Here is a 22,026-nt window from a genome sequence, read left to right on the forward strand (position 1 = left end):
CGTGGGCCCGCGGCGAGACGCCCGCGCCCCGCGGCGGCGCCCTCTGCCACGGGGATCTGCATCTGGGCCAGCTGGTGCGCCACCCCGCGTCCGCAGGAGCCGGGGACGGCCCCTGGCTGCTGATCGACGTCGACGATCTGGGCCTCGGCGACCCCGCCTGGGACCTCGCCCGTCCCGCGGCCTGGTACGCGGCAGGGCTGCTGCCCCCGCACATCTGGCAGCGGTTCCTCGGCGCGTACCAGACCGCGCGGGGGCCCGCCGTGCCCGCCGGGACGGGGGCGGACCCCTGGCCCCGGCTGGATGTGCCGGCCCGTGCGCTGACCGTTCAGACGGCCGCCCTCGCCCTGGCCAAAGCGGCCGCCGAGCGCCGCGAACCGGACGAGGTGGAACAGCTCATGCTCGACGCCTGTGCGCGGATCGCCGCCCTCCCGCCCGAGTTGGGGTGCGCATCCGCCCCGTAGGCTGAACTCCTCGTCACGGGGCAGGAGTCCCGGCGACGTCGACCGACCGGCGAGGAGCTGAGCAGAGCATGCAGTGTCCCAAGTGCCATGCACCCATGCACACGTACAACCGCAGCGGCGTCCAGATCGAGCAGTGCAGCGGGTGCCGCGGCATCTTCCTCGACTACGGGGAGCTGGAGTCGCTGACCCGCCTGGAGGCGCAGTGGCAGCAGCAGGCCCCGCCCCCGCCGCCGGCCCCGCAGGGCTATCCGGCGCCCGCGGCCCCGGCTCCCGCCTGGGGCGCCCCGCACCACGGCGGTCACCACGGCCACCACGGGCACTACCGCAAGAAGGGCTTCGGCCGGATGCTCTTCTCCTCCTGAGCCCCTCAGCCCCTCCAGGGCCCGTTACGCGAGAACCCCGGCCGCTGCATGCGGCCGGGGTTCCGGGCGGTGGACGATACTGGGATTGAACCAGTGACCTCTTCCGTGTCAGGGAAGCGCTCTCCCGCTGAGCTAATCGTCCTCGGGACCGCGGCCAACCGGCCGCGGGCACTGCGTGCGCGATACTGGGATTGAACCAGTGACCTCTTCCGTGTCAGGGAAGCGCTCTCCCGCTGAGCTAATCGCGCGGGGGACCTGTGCAGGTCCAGTGGACGATACTGGGATTGAACCAGTGACCTCTTCCGTGTCAGGGAAGCGCTCTCCCGCTGAGCTAATCGTCCTTGGAGGTGGAGACGGGATTTGAACCCGTGTAGACGGCTTTGCAGGCCGTTGCCTCGCCTCTCGGCCACTCCACCTGGAGCGCAGGGGCCCGGGAAGGATCCCCCACTTCGAGCGGACGACGAGATTCGAACTCGCGACCCTCACCTTGGCAAGGTGATGCTCTACCAACTGAGCCACGTCCGCCTGTCGTTTCCGGCCCGCTCGCGCGTCCCGGCGACGTGTTGAACTCTAGCGGATTCCTGGGCCAGCACAAAAACGCGTTTTCGCAGCGTGCTGAGGTGTGTGCGAGCCGAAGCGGCTGATCCGCCCCTTTTCCCGGGCCGCCCTACACTCGCAGACGTGTACGACCTCGCCCCTCTGGCCCGCTTCGGCCGCATCGTCGCCTCGGATCTGCGCGATGTCACCAGTGACCCGGAAGCCCTTGACTCCACCGGCTTCTGGGCCGTCGCCGCAGACTTCGAAGGCCGTCTGACCTGCGCCCGCTTCGGAGACGTACGCTTCGAACCGGTGCCGGAGCCCATCCCGGGGCGCTGGTGCGGCCCCGGCCCCGACGACTGGGCGTCATCGCTCGACCGCGCCGCGTACACGGCCGGAGTGTGCCGTATCCGCGAGCACATCGCGGCGGGGGAGGTGTATCAGGCCAACCTCTGCCGGGTGCTGTCCGCGCCCCTGCCGGACCCCGCGGGCGCGGACGTCGACGCGCTGACCGCCCTGCTGGCCCGCGGCAACCCCGCGCCGTACGCCGGAACGATCCGGCTGCCCGCCCACGGCGTCGAGATCGCCACCGCCTCGCCCGAGCTGTATCTGCGCCGCACCGGCCGCACCGTCGAGTCCGGCCCCATCAAGGGCACCGGCCGCACCGCGGAGGACCTGCTCGACAAGGACCACGCCGAGAACGTGATGATCGTCGACCTGGTCCGCAACGACCTGGGCCGGGTCTGCGCCACCGGCACCGTCACCGTCCCCGACCTGTGCGCCGTGGAGCCGCACCCCGGACTGGTGCATCTGGTCTCCACCGTGCGCGGCGAGCTGGCCCCGGCCGCCGGCTGGCGCGAGCTGCTCGCCGCCACCTTCCCGCCCGGCTCCGTGACCGGCGCGCCCAAGTCCAGCGCACTGCGGATCATCGAAGCCCTGGAGACCGCGCCCCGCGGCCCGTACTGCGGCGGAATCGGCTGGGTGGACGCCGACCGTGGCCGCGCGGAGCTCGCCGTCGGCATAAGGACCTTCTGGATCGACCGCCCGCAGGGCATGCTGCGCTTCGGCACCGGCGCCGGCATCACCTGGGGCTCCGACCCCGAGAGGGAGTGGCAGGAGACCGAACTGAAGGCGGCCCGGCTGCTCGCGGTAGCGTCGGGAGCGTACGAGGCGATCGGAAGGACGGCCGGATGAAGCTGTGGGTCAATGGCGGGCTCAGGGACGCGGACGACGCGCTGATCTCCGTACTCGACCACGGGCTGACCGTGGGCGACGGCATCTTCGAGACGGTCAAGGCCGTCCGCGGCCGGCCCTTCGCGCTCACCCGCCACCTCGACCGGCTGGCCCGCTCGGCCCGCGGCCTCGGGCTGCCGGAGCCCGACGCCGACACGGTGCGCAGCGCCTGCGCCGCCGTGCTGGAAGCCAACCCGATGGAGCTGGGGCGGCTGCGCATCACCTATACCGGCGGCACCTCCCCGCTCGGCTCCGACCGCGGCGCCGCCGGCCCCACGCTCGTCGTCGCCCTCGGCGAGACCCCGCGCAGACCCGACACCACCTCCGTGATCACCGTGCCCTGGACCCGCAACGAACGCGGCGCCCTGGCCGGACTGAAGACCACCTCGTACGCGGAGAACGTCGTCGCCCTCGCCAGGGCGCTGGAGCACGGCGCCTCCGAGGCGCTGTTCGCCAACACGGTCGGGCAGCTCTGCGAGGGCACCGGCTCCAATGTCTTCGTCGTCCTCGACGGCGAGCTGCACACCCCGCCCGTCGCCAGCGGCTGCCTCGCCGGCATCACCCGCGCCCTGACCGTGGAGTGGACCGGAGCCAAGGAGACGGAGCTGCCCTTCGACGTGCTGGACCGCGCCGAGGAGATCTTCCTGACCTCCACCCTGCGCGACGTCCAGGCCGTCGTCGGCATCGACGGGCGTCCCCTCGGCGACGGGCCGGGGCCGGTGACCGCCAAGGCCATGCGGATCTTCGAGGAGCGCGCGGCCGCGGACTGGGACCCCCTGGCGCGCTGACCGCGGCCCTGGCGCGCTGGCCGCCGTCCTGACCTCACAGGCGCGTTCGCGCAAACGTGGTGACGTACCCGCCGCAGGGCCGGTAGAACTCCCCTGATGACCACCACCCTGCGGCCGACCGGGCCGATTCAGCACCAGGCGGCGGGCGGCCGCTCGCGGACCTACGAGGTCTGTGTCAACGGCCGCCCCGTCGGCGCCGTCGAACTCGCCACCCACCACTCCCTGGGCCCCACTGCCGGAACCATCCGCTCCCTGGCCATCGACGAGGCCGACCGGCGGCGCGGCCGCGGCACGGTCGCCGCCCTCGCCGCCGAAGAGGTGCTGCGCGCCTGGGGCTGCCGTCAGGTGATCGTCTCCATGCCGCCCGAGGCGACCGCCGCGCTCCGGCTGAGCACGGCCCTCGGCTATGTCGAACGCAGCCGCAACATGATCAAGCAGGTGCCGGCCGACCCGCCGCCGCTGCCGCCGGGGACGGTCGCCCGCCCCATGCGCGAGGCGGAGTTCGGGCCGTGGCGGCAGGCGGCCGTCGCGGGCTATGCGCAGAGCTGGGCCGACCGCGGCCTCACCCTCCGGGAGGCCGGCGCCAAGTCGGCGGCCGACCACGACAGAGCCCTTCCGCAGGGCCTGGCCACACCCGGGATCTGGCTGCGCGTGCTGAGCCGCGGAGACGAGCGCCTGGGCACGCTGTTCGTCGGACGGGCCGAGGTACGGCCGGGGGAGCCGGGCGCATATGTGTACGACGTCGAAGTCGCCGCGGCACACCGCGGGCAGGGGCATGGCCGTTCCCTGATGCTGCTGGCCGAGCACATCGCGCGGGACGCGGGCCTGAGCCTGATCGGGCTCCATGTGTTCGCCGGCAACACCCCGGCCGTCCGGCTGTACGAGTCGCTCGGCTACCGGGTCACTGCCGTCAATGCCGCCAAGCCGCTCCTCTGAGGTCGGTCAGGCCGCGGCGAGCAGCCGGTCGGCGATCTCCTCGATGCGCTCCCGCAGCCCGTCCTGGCTCTTGCCGCCGTCCAGTCGCCGGCCGTCGATCACATAGGTCGGCGTGCCGGTGACCCCGATGGCCTTGCCCTCCGCCTGGTCGGCGTCCACGGCCAGAGTGTGCCGGCCGTCGATCAGCGCCGTGTCGAACTCCTCGGCGTCCAGACCCATTTCACGAGCCAGGCGCACCAGGAACCGCTCGCCGTCGGCGTCGAGCTCCGCGATCCGCTCCAGCACCGCCTCCGCGTACGGCCAGCCCCGCCCCTGCACGGCGGCCTCCTCGGCGGCCTGGGCCGCGGCGAAGGCGTGCGCGTGCTTCTCCAGGGGGAAGTGCCGCAGCCGCAGCTCCAGCCGGTCGCCGTAGCGGGCGCGCAGGGCGTGCAGATCGGCCAGAGCGGTCCGGCAGTCGGGGCACTGGAGCTCGCACCAGACCTCGAGGACCGGGCGGGGGGCGGGCTGCGCGGCAGTGGAGTCGTTCATGGGGTCAGTCTCCCAGGCCGTCGCCCGGCGGCCGCGGCCGGGACCGCCGGACGGGACCGGGACCTGCGGAGGAGGCCGCCCCGGAGATCTCCCTGAGGTCGCCTCGGGGGCATGGCCCCCAGACGGCCGCACGGTGCAGGATGGAAGGGGACGTACCCGCTCATGCCGCCGAGCCTGGAGGACCGGATGCTTGCCGAGACCATTTGTTCCGCGGTGTCCGCGGCGGGCCTGGGCATCGCCGCGATCACGGCCTACCGCAAACGCTTCCTCGCCGCGGCCCGGATCACCGCGTATTCGCTGGTGCCCCTCGGGCTGGTGCTGACCGGCGCGGTGGAGTGGGCGGTCGACACCGCCTTCAGCCCGACGGCGTGGGTCGGCTTCGGCCTGCTCGGCGGGGCCTGGCTGTTGTTCATGACCACGCGGGCCGTCGAGCGGCGCTCGCTCGGGGCGCGCAAGGAGAGCCCGGCCGTGGAGTCGGGGGCCTCGAAGCCGTCCCTTGGGGCGGGCAGTCCCGCGGCCGGCGGACAGCGGAAGCCCGCGAAGGGCACAAAGCCCGCGAAGTCTGCGAAGCCTGCGAAGTCCAGGGCAGCCGACGATGGAGACGACTTCAGCGACATCGAGGCGATCCTGAAGAAGCACGGCATCTGATGCGCCTGTGCCCCCGCCCGCGGTGAACCGATCAAGATCTCACAGTTTGGGATCCACTGGGCGGGAAGTGGTGAACTCACCATCCTCCAGGGCGGGTTACGTGATCACCGGGCTGTGTGCTGCGTCATCATCGGCCCCGAGATGCTCGAGACCACCCGGGGCGAGTCCCCCGCACCGACCGAGCCGGACGAGCAGCCGCGAGGCTGTCTGTTCGCGCTCTCCCAGCCGCCGCTGATGATCTTCCTCGGAGTGATCGGCTTTCTGCTGCTCATGGCCGCGGTCCACGATCTCTTCCTGTTGTGAACGCACCCCGGAGCCGCCAGGCGCAGGCGTCAGGGCTCAGCGCGCCGCCTCCCGGCGGCGCGCCCGGTACGCGGCGACATGCAGCCGGTTGCCGCAGGTGCGGCTGTCGCAGTAGCGGCGCGAGCGGTTGCGTGACAGATCCACGAAGGCGCGGCCGCAGTCGGGCGCCTCGCAGCGGCGCAGCCGCTCCTGCTCGCCCGCGACGACGATGAAGGCCAGCGCCATCCCGCAGTCGGCGGCGAGATGGTCGGCGATCGACGCGCCCGGCGCGAAGTAGTGCACATGCCAGTCGTAGTCGTCGTGATCGGTCAGCTGCGGGGTGGTGCCCGCGGCCGCCACCAGCTTGTTGATCAGCCCGGCCGCGGTCCGGCTGTCCGGGGCGGCGAAGATCTCCGAGAACTGGCTCCGCACGGCGTGCACGGCATGCAGATCCTTCGGCCCGAGCGTTCCCACACCGCTCATGGTGTGCCGCTCCGCGTACGCGTACAGCGCCGCGACGTCCGGCAGCGCCTCGTCCCGGTCGTCCGCAGGTTCGGTGTTCACCAGATCGACGACAGCGTCGAGGGCGATACGGGTGTCGTGGGGGATCAGCACGATTCGCTCCCTGGCCGGCTTCGGGCGGGCGCCCGTCGAATTGCGCTGACTCTAGCGGTTCGCCCAAACAGTGCGCCGACGCCGTCACCGCGGCGGGAATACGGGCGGTGACGGCGTCGGCGTCCGGCGTATATGACTCTGCGCGTCAGTCCTGATGCGTGGTCTTGGTGCGCGGCGCCGTCTCCCCGAGTAAGACGGCGCCGTGCGGCGCTCGGCCTGGCTCAGCTCTCGGCCAGGATGTGCGACAGCTCCGTGTCGAGATCGAAATGGCGATGCTCGGTGCCGGGCGGCACGGCCGCGTCCGTCCGCTTCAGAAACGACTCCAGGGCCCGCGCCGGGGCCTCCAGCAGCGCCTCGCCCTCCGGAGAGCTGAGCGCGATGCAGACGACGCCTTGGCCGTGACTGCGGGACGGCCAGACCCGGACGTCGCCGGTGCCGGTGGGCCGGTGCAGCCCCTCGGCGAGAAGGTCGCGGGCGAACACCCACTCGACCGTCTCCTCGGCTCCGGTGTGGAAGGTGGCATGCACGGCATAGGGGTCGGCCGTGTCATACCGCAGGCCCGCGGGTACAGGCAGTGAAGACTCGCTCGAAACTACGAGGCGCAGGTGCAGCTCGCAGCTGACCGTGGTGTTCATAAGCGCCAGGGCCTTTCGCTCAGTGTGCGCTCGGGGATTCGCACGTCGGCGAAATCGACATGCCACCTACGGTGCCGTTGTAAACCCCTCTGACCGTTTTGTGTTTCTTCAAGTCGCTCATACGGGCCTGGACTGCTTTGTGCTATACGGCCATTCCAGTGAAGTCGATCGATCCGGTAGGTTTGGCTCTATGAGCGCGGAGAGTGACGAGCGGGGGAAGGGCGTCGCGGCGACGGCCTCACAGCCCGCGACGGGGGATGTGACGGCCTCGGCCGAGGCCGGTCGGGACAAGGCCGCTCCCAGGGGAATCGCCGAGGCGGCGAGTGCCCCGGCCGAGGAGGAGCCGCGGCTCGGCTCGCGGGCGCCGGAGTTCATCCAGCGCTCCAGGACCCTCCACCTGAGCTGGCAGGTCGGCGTGTTCGTCGTCGGTCTCGCCGTCGTGGGGGCCGGCGCCGCGATGCTGGTGCTCCCCGGCCCCGGCTGGCTGGTGATCTTCGCAGGCATGGCGATCTGGGCCACCGAGTTCGTCTGGGCCCAGATCGTGCTGCGCTGGACCAAGCGCAAGGTCACCGAAGCCGCCCAGCACGCCCTGGACCCCAGGGTCCGGCGGCGGAACATCATCCTCACCACCGTGGGGCTGATCCTCGCCGGCGGGCTGCTCGCGATCTACGTGTGGAAGTTCGGCATCGTCATGCCATGGGCCATCGACTAGTCACCGAAAAGTGGTCAGAAGCACCCGCTGACATGGGGTAATGTTTGCGGTGCGCCCGGGCGATTAGCTCAGCGGGAGAGCGCTTCGTTCACACCGAAGAGGTCACTGGTTCGAACCCAGTATCGCCCACTTGCCCGGACCGAAGGCCCTGGAGACACCCGTCCCCAGGGCCTTCGGCGTCCCCGCCCCGCCGCGGCAGTCCGGCCGCCGCAGCGCGCCTGACAGGCACGGGCGGCGGCGGGCCGGACCCCTCGCACGGCATGCTCGGCAGCTGCGCCCGGAGTGCGGCAACTGAGCCCGGCGCACACTTTCCCCATGCGCTTCAGCCACTTCCGCTTCCGCACCGTCTGGCAGCTGCCCGCGCCGCCCGACACCGTCTACGCCGTACTGGAGCGCGCCGGGGAATACCCGCGCTGGTGGCCCCAGGTCCGCTCCGTCACCGCCCGCGGCGACGACGGCGGCAGCGCGCGCTTCCGCTCATTCCTCCCGTACGACCTGCGCGTCACCGCACGCGCCACCCGACAGGACCCGCACGCCCGCGTCCTGGAGATCGCCCTGCACGGCGACCTGGAAGGCTGGGCGCGCTGGACGGTCACCGCGCACGGCTCGGGCGCCCGGGCCGTGTACGAGCAGGAGGTCGATGTCCGCAGACCCCTTATGCGGGTGCTCGCACTGCCCTGCCGGCCGCTCTTCCGCGCCAACCACGCCGTCATGATGCGCAGCGGCAGACGCGGCCTCACCGCCCTCCTCAGCAGGGGCGGAGTTTGAACGAACGCCTCGGCAGCCTGTATGGTTCAGTGCGTTCCCGGGCGATTAGCTCAGCGGGAGAGCGCTTCGTTCACACCGAAGAGGTCACTGGTTCGAACCCAGTATCGCCCACAGCAGCAGGCCGGTCCGTCACTGACGGACCGGCCTGACGCGTCTGACACACTCAGCCGCGGTCAGCCGCACGCGGCCCCGCCGCGCACGCGGTCCTGCGGCTGATCCGGCTCGTACGGCTCAAGCGGCGGCGGGCAGTTCAGGCCGCAGCGGCCACGCCGGATCCACCGACTCCTCCGGCATCCCGCTGCGCGCGAACCACGCCTGCAGACCGCGCGCCTGCGCCGCATGCCACACCGCCTGCAGCGTATGCAGCTCCGCGGGCGACAACCGCTCCAGCCGCGAGGTGAACCGCCGCCCCACCGCCCGCACGACCTCCAGCGCCGCCGTGGCATCCGCCGCCGCGTCATGCGCACCCGCCAACTCCACCCCGTACTGCGCGCAGAGGTCCGCGAGCGTGCGCCGCCCCTTGCGATAGCGGTCCAGATGCTTGTCCAGCACCCGGGGATCGAGCACGCACAACGGCACATTCTCCAGATAGCGGCACAGCGACGACGCCCGGTGCCTGCGCAGCTCCCGGTCCAGCAGCGTCAGATCGAAGGGGGCGTTCATCACCACCAGCGGCCGCGCCGCCGCGCACTGTTCGGCCAGCGCACGCGCTATCTCCTCCATCACCGGGGCCGGCCACCGGCCATGGCGGTGCAGATGCTCCTCCGTCAGACCGTGCACCTCGGTCGCCTCCGCCGGCACCGGCACACCCGGATCGACCAGCCACCGCGTGATCCGCGGCCGCCCGCCCGCCAGGTCCTGCACGACCAGCGCTGCCGAGACGATGCGGTCCTCCTCGACGTCCACACCCGTCGTCTCCGTGTCAAATGCGGCCAGGGGGCCGTCATACCAGCGCGTCATCCCCGAACTCCTCGCACGTGCCGGGCAGATGGCGTCGTCCGCCTGCCCGAAACGGTGATACCCGGGCTGTTTGCCCCGTACGCCGTTTGCGCAGAGGACTGTCGGGTCACAACACAGATGACGGGCAGAAATGTTGATGTTCCGTCACGGGGAATCGATCGGCACAGCACTGCCGGGAAGGCACACGGAGCCATGGCGCTCGCGCAGCCTGAATCGGGCGGGCTGCTGCCCCAGCGGACCGCACCGCTGCGCGGCGCACTCGCCACCACCGCCTGTATGGAGACCCTCCAGGTGGGCTATCTGCACGCCGTCGCGGCGGCGGCCGGATGCTCGCTCTCCCAGCCGTTCCCGGACAACGGCATCGACTGGCATGTCAGCCACAGCTCGGCAGGCCATGCCGTCGACGACGAGGTCACCATCAAGGTGCAGCTCAAATGCACTTACCAGATCCCCCCGCACCCACCGGCCCCGGCGTTCTCCTTCACCCTCGACAACGACCATCTGGTGAAGCTGGCCCGCACCCCGGTCTCCGTGCACAAGATCCTCGTCGTGATGCTCGTGCCGCGCACCCGCGACGAGTGGCTGCGGGCCAGTCATGACCGGCTCGATCTGCGCCACTGCTGCTACTGGACCAATCTGGCCGGCCACCCCGTGACCGGCCGGCGCAGAACCAATGTGCGGATACCGACTTCGCGGATCTTCGACGACCGGGCGCTCTGCGAGATCATGACCCGGGTCGGGGCGGGAGGGAGACCCTGATGCACGGTCCACACACCCCACACATCCCACACAGCCCACGTGAGCATCCCCGCCCCACAGGCGAACCGCCCGCCGCCGGCTGGCATCCGACGGCCGCGCGCCCCGACCCGGCGCGCCCAGACACCGCGCCTCCAGACCCCGCCCGGATCGACCCCGCGGTCCTCAGCGCACTCCTCGCCCGCCACGGCTGGCGACGCCGGGGCGGCGCCCCCGGACGGTACGCCCGCTGGACCCCACCCGGCGGCTCCGCCACGGTCGGCACCAGCCTCCTCGTCCCCGACAGCCGCTCCTTCCCCGACTGCGACGACCTCATCGGCGAAGCCCTCACCGCCCTTGAACGCAGCTCAGCCCCCTCCGCCCGCGAGGTCCTCCTCGGCCTCACCCTCGCCGCCGACGAGATCCGCTGGCACCGCGACGTACCCCAGGGGCCCTCCGGAGCCGCCGCCTGGACCGTGCAGGAACAACTGCGCACCGCCGCCCGCCAGACGCTGCTCGCCGCCGCCCTCGCCGTCCGCGGCCGTGCCGGCTACTACGGCGCGCGCCACCGCAGGCAGGCCCAGGCGTCCCTGGAAGGCGTCCTCGTCGCCCCCGCCGCCGGCGGCCGCACGCTCACCGCGTTCGCCCCCGTCGACACCTGCCGCCCCATCGCCGTACGCCTCTACCACGCCCTCCAGGCCGCCCGGGAAGCCATCGACTACCAGCGCGCGACCGGCGGCATGGAAGCCTTCGACACCGCGGTGCAGGCGGGCGTCAGCCGGGAGCTCACCGAGGCCGTCATCGCTCTGGTCCGCGGATCGGAAGGGGCGCGGATCGCGGTCGAGTGGTCGCCCGCCGCCGGAGTGCCACAGGGCTGCGCGCCCCGGGGCGAGCCCGTCGAGTTCTCACCCGGTGACCTCCCGGCCCTCCGCGAGGCCGGCGCGCGCTACCTCAAGGACGAGCCCTCAGTGCCCGTCCGCATCACCGGCGCGGTCGTCCGCATGCGCCGCTCCGGGCCGCGCGGCGAGGGCACCGTACGGCTGCGGGTGCTCGCTGGGGCCGAGGTGCCGCACGTCCGCGTGGCCCTGGACGAGGACGCGTACCGCACCGCGGGCCACGCTCATCTGGTCGGACTGCCGATCCGCGTCGTCGGCCGGCTGGAGAGCCGCGGCGGCTTCCGCAGGCTCAGCGACGCCTCCCATGTGGTGCCCGTCCAGGTCGACGAGGCTGAGCGGGACCGCCTGATGAAATCGCTCTACGAGAACCTGGACTTCTTCGAGGACGCCTGCGGCTCCGGCGATTGAGCGCCGTGTGTCGGGAAGGCTGCGTGACGTGAGGGGCGTGTGACGGGAGGGGCGGCAAACCGTTTCGCGCGCGGTCGGCCCGGCTCGGTACGATTCGACGTGCGCACGCGAGCCAGCGCGGCGCTTCCCCTTCAGTCAGGAGAGACCGGTGTCAGACGTCCGTGTGATCATCCAACGCGATTCCGAGCGGGAAGAGCGCGTGGTGACGACGGGCACTACGGCCGCCGACCTCTTCTCCGGCGAGCGCACGATCATCGCCGCACGTGTCGCGGGCGAGCTGAAGGACCTGGCGTACGAGATCAAGGACGGCGAGGAGGTCGAGCCGGTCGAGATCTCCTCTCCGGACGGCCTCGACATCCTGCGCCACTCCACCGCGCATGTGATGGCCCAGGCCGTGCAGGAGCTCTTCCCGGAGGCCAAGCTCGGCATCGGCCCGCCGGTCAAGGACGGCTTCTACTACGACTTCGACGTCGAGAAGCCGTTCACCCCCGAGGATCTCAAGGCCATCGAGAAGAAGATGCAGGAGATCCAGAAGCGGGGCCAGCGCTTCTCGCGCCGCGTGGTCACCGACGAGGCGGCCCGCGAAGAGCTCGCGGACGAGCCGTACAAGCTGGAGCTGATCGGCCTCAAGGGCTCCGCCTCCAGCGAGGACGGCGCGGATGTGGAGGTCGGCGCGGGCGAGCTGACCATCTACGACAACCTGGACGCCAAGACCGGCGAGCTGTGCTGGCGAGATCTCTGCCGGGGCCCGCACCTGCCGACCACCCGGAACATCCCGGCGTTCAAGCTGATGCGGAACGCCGCCGCGTACTGGCGCGGCAGCGAGAAGAACCCCATGCTTCAGCGCATCTACGGCACCGCCTGGCCGTCCAAGGACGAGCTGAAGGCCCACCTCGAATTCCTCGCGGAGGCCGAGAAGCGCGACCACCGCCGCCTGGGCGCTGAGTTGGACCTCTTCTCCATCCCGGAGCAGATCGGCTCCGGCCTCGCGGTCTTCCACCCGCGCGGCGGCATCATCCGCCGGGTGATGGAGGACTACTCGCGGCGTCGTCACGAGGAGGCCGGGTACGAGTTCGTCTACACCCCGCATGCGACCAAGGGGAAGCTCTTCGAGACCTCGGGCCATCTGGACTGGTACGCCGAGGGCATGTACCCGCCCATGCAGCTCGACGAGGGCGTGGACTACTACCTCAAGCCCATGAACTGCCCGATGCACAATCTGATCTTCGATGCGCGGGGCCGCTCGTACCGTGAGCTGCCTTTGAGGTTGTTTGAGTTCGGGACGGTGTACCGGTACGAGAAGTCGGGTGTGGTGCACGGTCTGACCCGCGCCCGGGGCTTCACTCAGGACGACGCGCACATCTACTGCACCAAGGAGCAGATGGCCGAGGAGCTCGACTCGCTCCTCACCTTCGTCCTCAACCTGCTCCGCGACTACGGCCTCACCGACTTCTATCTGGAGCTCTCCACCAAGGACGAGACGAAGTACGTCGGCTCGGACGAGGTCTGGGAAGAGGCGACCGAGGTGCTGCGCAAGGCTGCGGAGAAGCAGGGCCTGCCGCTCACCCCGGACCCGGGCGGCGCTGCGTTCTACGGTCCGAAGATCTCCGTCCAGGCCAAGGACGCGATCGGCCGGACCTGGCAGATGTCGACCATTCAGCTCGACTTCAACCTGCCCGAACGCTTCGACCTTGAGTACACCGCGCCTGATGGCTCCAAGCAGCGTCCGGTCATGATCCACCGGGCCCTGTTCGGAAGCATCGAGCGGTTCTTCGCCGTGCTGCTGGAGCACTACGCGGGCGCGATGCCGCCGTGGCTGGCCCCGGTGCAGGCGGTCGGCATTCCGGTCGGCGACGCGCATGTGCCGTACCTGGAGGAGTTCGCCGCCGAGGCGAAGCGGAAGGGCCTGCGGGTCGAGGTGGACGCCTCCTCCGACCGTATGCAGAAGAAGATCAGGACCAATCAGAAACTCAAGGTGCCGTTCATGATCATCGTTGGGGACGATGACATGGCGGCGGGCACGGTCTCCTTCCGCTACCGAGACGGATCACAGGAGAACGGGATCCCGCGCGATGAGGCGCTGGCCAAGCTGGCGGACGTCGTGGAGCGTCGCGTCCAGGTGTGATCTTGTACATGCCGAGGGGCGGTCCTTCCCGGACCGCCCCTCGGCGCTTTCCACCCTCCCACGGGCGAATATGCTGGCCGGTATGACGACTGAGCCGGAGCAGCAGATCGGGGTGGGGACGCCGGACGCCTTTCAGCGCCTGTGGACGCCCCACCGGATGGCCTACATCCTGGGGGAGAACAAGCCGAGCGGGCCGGGGGCCGACGACGGCTGCCCCTTCTGCTCTCTTCCGGCCAAGTCGGATGAGGACGGGCTGATCATCGCCCGCGGCGAGAGCGTCTACGCCGTGCTGAACCTCTACCCGTACAACGGCGGCCATCTCATGGTCGTGCCGTTCCGGCATGTGGCCGACTACACGGATCTGACCGATGCCGAGACCGTCGAGCTGGCGGCGTTCACCAAGCAGGCCATGCACACTCTGCGTGCCGCCTCCGGTGCGCACGGTTTCAACATCGGCATGAACCAAGGCGTGGCCGCGGGCGCGGGCATCGCCGCGCATCTGCATCAGCACATCGTTCCCCGCTGGGGCGGAGACACCAATTTTATGCCCGTGGTCGGCCACACCAAGGTGCTGCCGCAGCTGCTCGCCGACACCCGCACCATGCTCGCGGAGGCGTGGCCCGCCTAGCGCGCGGGCGACATGCCCGGCGATGAGCCCGGTGACGCCTCCGGCTATGCGTCGTAGACGTCCGCCTTCTTCGGGGCGGCGTCCTGGACCGCCCCGCTGACGGCCATCGAGCGGTTGCCGAAGCGCTCCGTGTCCACGCCGTTCTCCTCAAGCACCTTCAGGGCGGCGGCGTGGGCCACGCGCAGCACCGGGGTGGCCGCGCGCATCGCGTCGTCGGCCATGAAGCGGTGCCGCCAGGGCTTCTCGGCCCAGGCGTGGCGCAGCCCGAAGGGTTCGGGCAGGACGAGTTTGCCGCCGAGGAACTCCAGCAGCGGGGGGTACCAGGTCAGCGGTGCGCGCACCATGAGCCGTACGACTTCCCGGGTCTCGACCAGCGGCAGGGCGATGCTGCGGGTCTCCCAGAAGCGGATCGTCTTGCTCACGGTCTTGGTCTTCGGCTCCGGCTTGCTGGTGAAGAGAGAGTGCACGGGGCCGAGGGCGTGGCCGGTGACCTCGACGCGCAGGGTCTCGTGCAGCACGGTGACGTTGATCATCATGGTGAGTACGAGCTGGCCGTCCCAGAGGGTGAACTGCACGCCCAGGTAGTGGCGGTTTCCGCTGCCGAACTGCTGCTCGTTGCAGATGCGCTGTATTTCGTGGCTGCGGATCTGGAAGGCGTCGACTTCCTGGCCTTCGGGGCGGGAGACGGCGCCAGCGTTCTCGCCGACGGGGGCGACGATCCAGTGCTTGACGGACGGCGTGGGGAAGCCGCCGGAGTGCAGGGGGCCGCGCTGGAGCAGCTTGAGCCGGTCGTGGATGGCCCGTATGACGTCCCAGCTGCGGAACTGGTTGATGTCCTTGCCGGGTTCCTTGGAGATGAGCTCTTCGGCGAGCTGCCAGCTTCCCCAGCGGGTGCCCATGCCGAGTATGCCCTTGGGGCCGGCGTAGAAGACGACGTTGGACTGCTGCTCGGCGCTGAGCTTGGACAGGCCCTGGCGCAGTTGCTCGGCGGCGGTCTCGCCGGGGTTGCCGGGGACGGCTTCGGGGACCTTCGCGCCGATGCCTCCGCCGGAGAGCAGGCCCTCCCAGCGGTCGCGCAGGTCTTTGGCGGTGGCCTCGCAGATCCGTTTGGCGAGGAACCAGCCGATGACCGGGGCGATGACCATGGCGCGGAGGTAATAGCCGAGGAAGCCGGTGAAGGGCAGCCGGATGAAGAAGACCAACCCCACGACGCCGATGCCGATGAGCAGGAGGGCGCCGAGCAGCCCCGCGTTCTTGTTCTGGGCGCCGGCCAGGGTGCGGCGGAGCTGGAAGACCGCCGCCCACAGCAGCAGTCCGGGCAGGAAGAGCAGCCCGCAGATGACCGTGATGGCGGTCAGTTTGGCGTCGCGTTCCTTGCGGATGCGGCTGGCGGCGAGGGCGTGTTCGACGACGACCTGGGGTTCGATGCCGAAGGACTGGATGAGCGCGCCGCGTCCGCCGCCGAGCATGCGCGTCTGGACGGCGCGGGAGAAGGCTTCTCCGAGGTTGGGTTCAAAGAGCGAGAACTTGCCCTTCTTGACCTCTGATTTATGCCATTCGCTGTTGGCTTTGAGGATGTCCTCGGCGGGGCTGTCGCGATAGGCGGCGGAGGCGAGGGCGTGGGTGGCGGCGGTCTGTCCGGCCGAGCCGATGAGCGGGATCTGTGCCCCGGGAGTGAAATCGAATCCGTCGTCCGCCACATCCGCCCCCATCGCCCCGCGTCGCCGTATGCCTGTCGCATCTCGGCCTTTTCCCAACTGCCGTGCCCCGCACACCTGATGAGCTGGGCACTCCAGCCTATCGGGGGCGGGGCTGCGGCGTCTTGGGCGTCTTCTGGCTTTCGGCTACAGGCCGCTGTGTACCGCCATGTGTCGCTGTCGCCGCGCGATGTCGTGCCTATGAGCCGTTCTCGGCTTGTTCGCGGAGCTTCTCGGCGAGTGGGGCGGGCATGGGCTCGTGGCGGGCGTAGCTGCGGCTGAACTGGCCGGTGCCGTGGGAGATGGAGCGCAGGTCGATGGCGTACCGGCCGATCTCCAGCTCCGGCACTTCGGCGCGGACGAGGGTGCGGCCGCCCCCGGCCTGTTCGGTGCCGACGACGCGGCCGCGCCGTCCGGACAGATCGCTCATCACGGAGCCGACGTAGTCGTCGGAGACGAGGACCTGGACTTCGGCGACCGGTTCCAGCAGGTCGATGCGGGAGTCCGCGGCGGCTTCGCGGAGGGCAAGGGCGCCTGCGGTCTGGAAGGCGGCGTCCGAGGAGTCGACGGAGTGGGCTTTGCCGTCGCGCAGGGTGATGCGTACGTCAACGAGGGGGTAGCCGGCGGCGACTCCGCGTGCGGCCTGGGCGCGTACGCCTTTTTCCACGGAGGGGATGAACTGGCGGGGCACGGCGCCGCCGACGACCTTGTCGACGAATTCGATGCCGGAGCCGGCGGCCAGGGGTTCCACGTCGATCTCGCAGATGGCGTACTGGCCGTGGCCGCCGGACTGTTTGACATGGCGGCCGCGTCCGGCGGCGGGTGCGGCGAAGGTCTCGCGCAGGGACACCTTGTGGGGGACGACGTCGACCTGGACGCCGTAGCGGCTGCGGAGCCGTTCGAGCGCGACGTCGGCGTGGGCTTCGCCGAGGCACCAGAGCACGACCTGGTGGGTGGCCTGGTTCTGTTCCAGGCGCATGGTGGGGTCTTCGGCGACGAGCCGTGCGAGCCCCTGGGAGAGTTTGTCCTCGTCGGCTTTGCTGTGGGCCTGGATGGCGAGCGGGAGCAGCGGGTCGGGCATGCTCCAGGGCTCCATGAGCAGGGGGTTGTCCTTGGCGGAGAGGGTGTCTCCGGTCTCGGCGCGGCTGAGTTTGGCGACACAGGCCAGGTCGCCCGCGATGGCGTGGGCCATGGTGCGCTGCTGTTTGCCGAAGGGGGAGGTGAGGGCGCCTACCCGTTCGTCGACGTCGTGGTCTTCGTGGCCGCGGTCGGCGAGGCCGTGTCCGGAGATATGGACGGTCTCGTCGGGCCGGAGGGTGCCGGAGAAGACGCGGACGAGGGAGATGCGGCCGACGTAGGGGTCGGAGTCGGTCTTGACGACTTCGGCGACCAGGGGCCCGTCCGGGTCGCAGGTGATCTGCGGGCGGGACTTGCCTTCGGGGGTCGTGACGGCCGGGGGAGTGGTCTCCAGGGGGGTGGGGAAGCCCCGGGTGATCAGCTCCAGGAGTTCCATGGTGCCCAGGCCCTGGCGGGCGCCGTTGACGGCGGGCGCGGCGGCGAGGACGGGGTGGAAGGCGCCGCGGGCGACGGCCTTCTCGAGGTCGTCGATGAGGGTGGTGAGGTCGATGTCCTCGCCGCCGAGGTAGCGGTCCATGAGGGTTTCGTCCTCGCTCTCGGAGATGATCCCCTCGATGAGCCGGTTGCGGGCCTCTTCGATGACGGTGGTCTGTTCGGCGTCGGGCGGGGTGTCCTTGCGTTCGCCGGAGGAGTAGTCGAAGACCTTCTGGGAGAGCAGTCCGATCAGTCCGGTGACGGGCGCGTGGCCGTCGGCGTGCTGGGGGCCGTACAGGGGGAGGTACAGGGGCAGTACGGCGTCGGGGTCGTCGCCTCCGAAGATCTCGGCGCAGACGCGGGTGAGTTCCTCGTAGTCGGTGCGTGCGGTGTCCAGGTGGGTGATCACGATCGCGCGGGGCATGCCGACGGCGGCGCACTCCTCCCATACGGCGCGGCAGGAGCCGGCGACGGCGTCGGCCTCCTGGGCGGCCGAGACGACGAAGAGGGCCGCGTCCGCCGCTCGCAGACCGGCCCTCAGCTCTCCGACGAAGTCGGCGTATCCGGGGGTGTCGAGTAGGTTGATCTTGTAGCCGTCCCATTCGAGGGGGACGAGGGAGAGCTGTACGGAGCGCTGCTGCCGGTGTTCGATCTCGTCGTAGTCGGAGACGGTGGCGCCGTCCTCGACGCGCCCGGCGCGGTTGAGTGCCCCGGTGGCCTGGGCGAGAGCTTCGACCAGGGTGGTCTTTCCCGATCCGCTGTGGCCGACCAGCACCACATTCCGTACGGAGGCGGGCCGGTCGGCCGTTGTAGCCCTGCCGGCGGCTCCGGGGTGCGTGTTCGTCTTGTCGCCCATGATGTGTTCCTCCCGACTCAGTGCACGGTGAGGTGTGGGCGCGGGACGCGGGAGCCGCGTGCAGCTCCGTCGATGCCCGCGGTGGTCTTTCGAGCTTTCCACTCAGGCCATGGTGCGTCCATACGTCGTACGCCGCCGTGGGGGCGGGTGCGCGCGGTGCGGGGGCGGGGCGTGGCTACGATGGGCCAGCCGGTGGCCGAAGGGGCCATGCGGCCCACCGACCCTCGGGAAGGCCATGCTGAACAAGTACGCGCGTGCGTTTTTCACGCGTGTCCTCACGCCGTTCGCCGCGTTTCTGCTCCGCCGGGGGGTGAGTCCCGACGCGGTCACGCTGGTCGGCACCGCCGGGGTGGTGGCGGGTGCGCTGGTCTTCTTCCCCCGGGGCGAGTTCTTCTGGGGCACGGTCGTGATCACGCTGTTCGTGTTCTCGGATCTGGTCGACGGGAACATGGCGCGGCAGGCGGGGGTGTCCAGCCGCTGGGGCGCGTTCCTGGACTCGACGCTGGACCGGGTTGCGGACGGGGCGATCTTCGGCGGCTTCGCGCTCTGGTATGCGGGCGCGGGGGACGACAATGTGTTGTGTGCCGTCGCCATTTTCTGTCTGGCGAGCGGGCAGGTCGTGTCGTACACGAAGGCGCGCGGTGAGTCGATCGGTCTGCCGGTCGCGGTGAACGGCCTGGTGGAGCGCGCCGAGCGGCTGGTGATCTCGCTGGTCGCGGCGGGCTTGGCGGGGCTGCACAAGTTCGGCGTGCCCGGGATCGACGTGCTGCTGCCGATCGCGTTGTGGCTGGTGGCCGTGGGCTCGCTGGTGACGCTGGGGCAGCGCGTGGTGACGGTGCGCCGGGAGGCGGCCGAGGCGGACGCGCAATCCGGTGCGGACGCCGCGCAGGACAGTGGGGCTGAGACGACATGACGCAGAACCACGGGGAGCACGGGGCACGCGAGGCACGCGGGGAGCGCACAGACCGCGGGGAGCGGCAGACGGCGCAGGAGCGGATCGTGGACGCGCTGTACGGGCTCGGCTGGAGCACGGTCAAGAGGCTCCCGGAGCCCGTGGCCGCCCGGCTGGGCCGGCGCATCGCCGACACCGCGTGGAAGCGGCGCGGCAAGAGCGTGCTGCGTCTGGAGTCCAATCTGGCGCGGGTGGTTCCCGACGCGAGCCCGGCGCGGCTGGCCGCCCTGTCGCAGGCCGGCATGCGCTCGTACATGCGCTACTGGATGGAGTCGTTCCGGCTGCCCACGTGGAGTGCGGAGCGGGTCAGGGACGCCTTCCAGCCGAAGGACGTGCACTATCTGACCGACGGCCTGGCAGCCGGGCGCGGGGTGATCCTGGCGCTGCCGCACCTGGCGAACTGGGATCTCGCCGGTGTCTGGGTGACGCGCACCCTGGGCGTCCCGTTCACGACGGTGGCCGAGCGGCTGCGGCCGGAGTCGCTGTACGACCGGTTCGTGGCCTACCGCGAGAGCCTCGGCATGGAGGTGCTGCCGCACACCGGAGGGTCGGCCTTCGGGACGCTGGCGCGGCGGCTGCGCGCGGGCGGTCTGGTGTGCCTGGTCGCGGACCGCGATCTGTCGGCGTCCGGGGTGGAGGTGAAGTTCTTCGGCGACACGGCGCGGATGCCGGCCGGTCCTGCGATGCTGGCACAGCAGACAGGGGCGCTGCTGCTGCCGGCGACGCTCTGCTACGACGAGCCGCCTGTGATGCGCGGCCGGGTGCATCCGCCCATCGAGGTGCCCCAGACGGGTACGCGAGGCGAGAAGACGGCCGTCATGACGCAGGCGCTGGCGGACGCCTTCGCCACGGGCATCGCGGACCATCCGGAGGACTGGCACATGTTGCAGCGGCTGTGGCTGGCGGACCTCGATCCCGACCGGGGACAGGGGTCGCTGTGAAGATCGGCATCGTGTGTCCGTACTCATGGGATGTGCCGGGCGGCGTCCAGTTCCACATCAGGGATCTCGCGGAGCATCTGATCCGTCTCGGCCACCAGGTGTCCGTGCTGGCGCCCGCGGACGACGACACGCCGCTGCCGCCGTACGTCGTCTCGGCGGGCCGGGCGGTGCCCGTGCCGTACAACGGGTCGGTCGCGCGGCTGAACTTCGGCTTCCTGTCAGCGGCGCGGGTCCGGCGCTGGCTGCAGACCGGGACGTTCGACGTCATCCACATCCATGAACCGGCCTCGCCGTCGCTGGGGCTGCTGAGCTGCTGGGCGGCGCAGGGTCCGATCGTGGCCACCTTCCACACCTCGAACCCGCGCTCCCGCGCGATGATCGCGGCGTATCCGATCCTCCAGCCCGCGCTGGAGAAGATCAGCGCGCGGATCGCGGTCAGCGAGTACGCGCGGCGCACGCTGGTGGAGCATCTGGGCGGGGACGCGGTGGTCATCCCGAACGGAGTGGACGTCGCCTTCTTCGAGAAGGCAGAGCCGAAGGCGGAGTGGCAGGGGCAGACGATCGGCTTCATCGGCCGTATCGACGAACCCCGCAAGGGCCTGCCGGTGCTGATGAAGGCCCTCCCGCGGATTCTCGAAGCCTGCCCGGGGGCCCGGCTGCTGGTCGCGGGGCGCGGCGACGAGGAGGAGGCCGTCGCCACGCTGCCGCGTGAGATGCGGGAGCGGGTGGAGTTCCTCGGGATGGTCAGCGACGAGGACAAGGCGCGGCTGCTGCGGAGCGTGGACGTGTATGTGGCCCCCAACACCGGCGGGGAGAGCTTCGGCATCATCCTCGTCGAGGCGATGTCGGCGGGCGCGCCGGTGCTCGCAGCGGACCTCGACGCCTTCGCCCAGGTCCTCGACCAGGGTGCGGCCGGCGAGCTCTTCGCCAACGAGGACGCGGACGCGCTGGCCGACGCGGCGATCGCCCTGCTGCACGACCCAGTCCGGCGCGCCGAGCTGCGGAAGCGGGGGAGCGCGCATGTGCGGCGCTTCGACTGGTCGACGGTGGGCACGGACATCCTGGCGGTCTACGAGACGGTGACGGACGGCGCGGCGTCGGTCGCCGCGGACGAACGCACGGGTTTCCGCGCGCGATTCGGCCTGGCCCGCGACTGACCCTCCGGGCGGGCCGGGGCTGTGCCCCCGGCCCCCCTTCGGGGGGGGAGGAGCGCGGCTCGGCCTGGCTGCCGCGGGCGGCAGCTCTGTGGTGTCTGGCGGTTCGCGTTTCACTGGTGACGGTTCCGGCCGGTGTGTTGGGTCCGTGCCTGCGGCCCGGCCGCCGCGGGTGGCAGCCGTGCGTGCTCGTACGGTGCGGCGTGACGGCGCCGCGCCGAGCGCGTCCCGCCCGCGCCCCGCCCTCAGCGGCGGCCCGGCGGCTGGGGCAGGCCCGGTCATACCGCCGCCGGCGGGCAGCGGCCCCGGCGGCGACGGCTTGCTCTGCTTCCTGCGACGGCCGCGTCCGTTGCGCGGGTGCGCCCGCTCGCCCCCGCGCGCCTTCTGTGGCTGAGCCCGGCTCTCGAGTTCAGCTCCGTCCTGGCTCCGGTCGTCCCCACCCGCCGTACACCCACCCCCCCGGAGCGGGCGCGCGCGACGCTGGGGCGGGCGTCGGGAAGTGGCCCCTGCGACGGCCGGGCAGGCGGTGCCTGCCCCTTCCTCCAGGGGACCGGAGAGAGCTGGACGCGTCGGCCCGCTGCCTTCGCACCGGGAGGAGCGGGCATGTGCGGTCGGCGG

22 protein-coding genes and 7 tRNA genes are annotated in these 22,026 nt (G+C 71.0%); 18 read left to right on the forward strand and 11 right to left on the reverse strand.

Annotated features, from left to right (window positions below):
• Together OF819_RS24425 and OF819_RS24430 are read left to right on the forward strand one after the other, a co-directional pair.
• Positions 1–461, forward strand: a 461-nt coding sequence (locus OF819_RS24425; RefSeq protein WP_267245785.1) for a phosphotransferase family protein, incomplete at its 5' end; no start/stop codon positions are given.
• Between the two features lie 68 nt (positions 462–529).
• Positions 530–823 (forward strand): zf-TFIIB domain-containing protein, encoded by a 294-nt coding sequence (locus OF819_RS24430; RefSeq protein ID WP_267245786.1) that lies wholly within the window; start codon positions 530–532, stop codon positions 821–823.
• Positions 824–893: 70 nt separating this feature from the next.
• On the opposite strand, the gene OF819_RS24435 is transcribed toward OF819_RS24430, so the two are convergent.
• The 5 genes from OF819_RS24435 to OF819_RS24455 all read right to left on the reverse strand — a co-directional run bounded on the left by OF819_RS24435 (position 894) and on the right by OF819_RS24455 (position 1,348).
• A tRNA-Val gene (locus OF819_RS24435) sits at positions 894–965 on the reverse strand.
• A 34-nt stretch (positions 966–999) separates the two neighbouring features.
• A tRNA-Val gene (locus tag OF819_RS24440) sits at positions 1,000–1,071 on the reverse strand.
• A gap of 21 nt (positions 1,072–1,092) precedes the next feature.
• A tRNA-Val gene (locus OF819_RS24445) sits at positions 1,093–1,164 on the reverse strand.
• 1 nt (position 1,165) lies between these two features.
• Positions 1,166–1,239: transfer RNA gene (locus tag OF819_RS24450), tRNA-Cys, on the reverse strand.
• A 36-nt stretch (positions 1,240–1,275) separates the two neighbouring features.
• Positions 1,276–1,348: transfer RNA gene (locus OF819_RS24455), tRNA-Gly, on the reverse strand.
• A 156-nt stretch (positions 1,349–1,504) separates the two neighbouring features.
• On the opposite strand from OF819_RS24455, the gene OF819_RS24460 reads away from it, so the two are divergent.
• From OF819_RS24460 to OF819_RS24470, 3 genes are all read left to right on the forward strand, one after another.
• Positions 1,505–2,554 (forward strand): chorismate-binding protein, encoded by a 1,050-nt coding sequence (locus OF819_RS24460; RefSeq protein ID WP_267245787.1) that lies wholly within the window; start codon positions 1,505–1,507, stop codon positions 2,552–2,554.
• On the forward strand, positions 2,551–3,381 hold the full coding sequence (locus tag OF819_RS24465; RefSeq protein ID WP_267245788.1) for an aminotransferase class IV: 831 nt from the start codon (positions 2,551–2,553) through the stop codon (positions 3,379–3,381). Before OF819_RS24460 ends, OF819_RS24465 begins: the two co-directional genes overlap by 4 nt.
• 96 nt (positions 3,382–3,477) lie before the next feature.
• Positions 3,478–4,317, forward strand: a complete 840-nt coding sequence (locus OF819_RS24470) for a GNAT family N-acetyltransferase (protein ID WP_267245789.1) — start codon at positions 3,478–3,480, stop codon at positions 4,315–4,317.
• A gap of 6 nt (positions 4,318–4,323) precedes the next feature.
• Here OF819_RS24470 and OF819_RS24475 read toward each other — a convergent pair whose 3' ends face one another.
• Positions 4,324–4,845 (reverse strand): DsbA family protein, encoded by a 522-nt coding sequence (locus OF819_RS24475; protein WP_267245790.1) that lies wholly within the window; start codon positions 4,843–4,845, stop codon positions 4,324–4,326.
• A gap of 162 nt (positions 4,846–5,007) precedes the next feature.
• On the opposite strand from OF819_RS24475, the gene OF819_RS24480 reads away from it, so the two are divergent.
• The gene (locus tag OF819_RS24480; protein ID WP_267245791.1) at positions 5,008–5,493 is read left to right on the forward strand and encodes a hypothetical protein; all 486 of its coding nucleotides are present in this window, start codon (positions 5,008–5,010) and stop codon (positions 5,491–5,493) included.
• 141 nt (positions 5,494–5,634) lie between these two features.
• Positions 5,635–5,796: a hypothetical protein gene (locus OF819_RS24485; protein WP_267245792.1), complete on the forward strand. Its 162-nt coding sequence runs from the start codon at positions 5,635–5,637 to the stop codon at positions 5,794–5,796.
• Positions 5,797–5,832: 36 nt separating this feature from the next.
• On the opposite strand, the gene OF819_RS24490 is transcribed toward OF819_RS24485, so the two are convergent.
• The gene (locus OF819_RS24490) at positions 5,833–6,390 is read right to left on the reverse strand and encodes a CGNR zinc finger domain-containing protein (RefSeq protein WP_267245793.1); all 558 of its coding nucleotides are present in this window, start codon (positions 6,388–6,390) and stop codon (positions 5,833–5,835) included.
• Positions 6,391–6,611: 221 nt separating this feature from the next.
• Positions 6,612–7,025 (reverse strand): SsgA family sporulation/cell division regulator, encoded by a 414-nt coding sequence (locus OF819_RS24495; protein ID WP_003959770.1) that lies wholly within the window; start codon positions 7,023–7,025, stop codon positions 6,612–6,614.
• Between the two features lie 190 nt (positions 7,026–7,215).
• Here OF819_RS24495 and OF819_RS24500 point away from each other — a divergent pair, with 190 nt between their 5' ends.
• The 4 genes from OF819_RS24500 to OF819_RS24515 all read left to right on the forward strand — a co-directional run bounded on the left by OF819_RS24500 (position 7,216) and on the right by OF819_RS24515 (position 8,616).
• Positions 7,216–7,737: a TIGR02611 family protein gene (locus OF819_RS24500; RefSeq protein ID WP_267245794.1), complete on the forward strand. Its 522-nt coding sequence runs from the start codon at positions 7,216–7,218 to the stop codon at positions 7,735–7,737.
• Between the two features lie 57 nt (positions 7,738–7,794).
• A tRNA-Val gene (locus OF819_RS24505) sits at positions 7,795–7,866 on the forward strand.
• Between the two features lie 186 nt (positions 7,867–8,052).
• Positions 8,053–8,505: an SRPBCC family protein gene (locus OF819_RS24510; protein ID WP_267245795.1), complete on the forward strand. Its 453-nt coding sequence runs from the start codon at positions 8,053–8,055 to the stop codon at positions 8,503–8,505.
• A gap of 39 nt (positions 8,506–8,544) precedes the next feature.
• A tRNA-Val gene (locus tag OF819_RS24515) sits at positions 8,545–8,616 on the forward strand.
• Between the two features lie 120 nt (positions 8,617–8,736).
• Here OF819_RS24515 and OF819_RS24520 read toward each other — a convergent pair.
• On the reverse strand, positions 8,737–9,465 hold the full coding sequence (locus OF819_RS24520; RefSeq protein WP_267245796.1) for a 3'-5' exonuclease: 729 nt from the start codon (positions 9,463–9,465) through the stop codon (positions 8,737–8,739).
• Between the two features lie 192 nt (positions 9,466–9,657).
• Between OF819_RS24520 and OF819_RS24525 the strand changes: the two genes are divergently transcribed.
• From OF819_RS24525 to OF819_RS24540, 4 genes are all read left to right on the forward strand, one after another.
• Complete coding sequence (locus tag OF819_RS24525; protein WP_267245797.1) at positions 9,658–10,224, forward strand: DUF4365 domain-containing protein; 567 nt, start codon at positions 9,658–9,660, stop codon at positions 10,222–10,224.
• Positions 10,224–11,504: a hypothetical protein gene (locus OF819_RS24530; RefSeq protein ID WP_267245798.1), complete on the forward strand. Its 1,281-nt coding sequence runs from the start codon at positions 10,224–10,226 to the stop codon at positions 11,502–11,504. Before OF819_RS24525 ends, OF819_RS24530 begins: the two co-directional genes overlap by 1 nt.
• Before the next feature lie 148 nt (positions 11,505–11,652).
• Positions 11,653–13,629, forward strand: coding sequence for a threonine--tRNA ligase (gene thrS, locus OF819_RS24535; protein WP_267245799.1), 1,977 nt, complete (start codon positions 11,653–11,655; stop codon positions 13,627–13,629).
• A 70-nt stretch (positions 13,630–13,699) separates the two neighbouring features.
• Positions 13,700–14,257, forward strand: a complete 558-nt coding sequence (locus tag OF819_RS24540; RefSeq protein WP_267245800.1) for an HIT family protein — start codon at positions 13,700–13,702, stop codon at positions 14,255–14,257.
• A gap of 44 nt (positions 14,258–14,301) precedes the next feature.
• Here OF819_RS24540 and OF819_RS24545 read toward each other — a convergent pair whose 3' ends face one another.
• Positions 14,302–15,957, reverse strand: a complete 1,656-nt coding sequence (locus OF819_RS24545; protein ID WP_416370618.1) for a hypothetical protein — start codon at positions 15,955–15,957, stop codon at positions 14,302–14,304.
• A 196-nt stretch (positions 15,958–16,153) separates the two neighbouring features.
• Positions 16,154–18,361, reverse strand: coding sequence for an elongation factor G-like protein EF-G2 (locus OF819_RS24550; RefSeq protein WP_267245802.1), 2,208 nt, complete (start codon positions 18,359–18,361; stop codon positions 16,154–16,156).
• 235 nt (positions 18,362–18,596) lie between these two features.
• On the opposite strand from OF819_RS24550, the gene pgsA reads away from it, so the two are divergent.
• From pgsA to OF819_RS24565, 3 genes are read left to right on the forward strand one after another with little or no spacing between them, the layout of a single operon-like run.
• Positions 18,597–19,274 carry a phosphatidylinositol phosphate synthase gene (gene pgsA, locus OF819_RS24555; protein ID WP_267245803.1) on the forward strand — a complete coding sequence of 226 codons (678 nt, stop codon included), beginning with the start codon at positions 18,597–18,599 and terminating at the stop codon, positions 19,272–19,274.
• Positions 19,271–20,254 (forward strand): phosphatidylinositol mannoside acyltransferase, encoded by a 984-nt coding sequence (locus OF819_RS24560; protein WP_267245804.1) that lies wholly within the window; start codon positions 19,271–19,273, stop codon positions 20,252–20,254. Before pgsA ends, OF819_RS24560 begins: the two co-directional genes overlap by 4 nt.
• Positions 20,251–21,411: a glycosyltransferase family 4 protein gene (locus OF819_RS24565; protein ID WP_267245805.1), complete on the forward strand. Its 1,161-nt coding sequence runs from the start codon at positions 20,251–20,253 to the stop codon at positions 21,409–21,411. Before OF819_RS24560 ends, OF819_RS24565 begins: the two co-directional genes overlap by 4 nt.
• The last annotated feature ends 615 nt before the right edge of the window (positions 21,412–22,026 follow it).

This window comes from Streptomyces sp. PR69, assembly GCF_026420845.1.
In the GTDB taxonomy this organism is placed as follows: Bacteria; Actinomycetota; Actinomycetes; order Streptomycetales; family Streptomycetaceae; genus Streptomyces.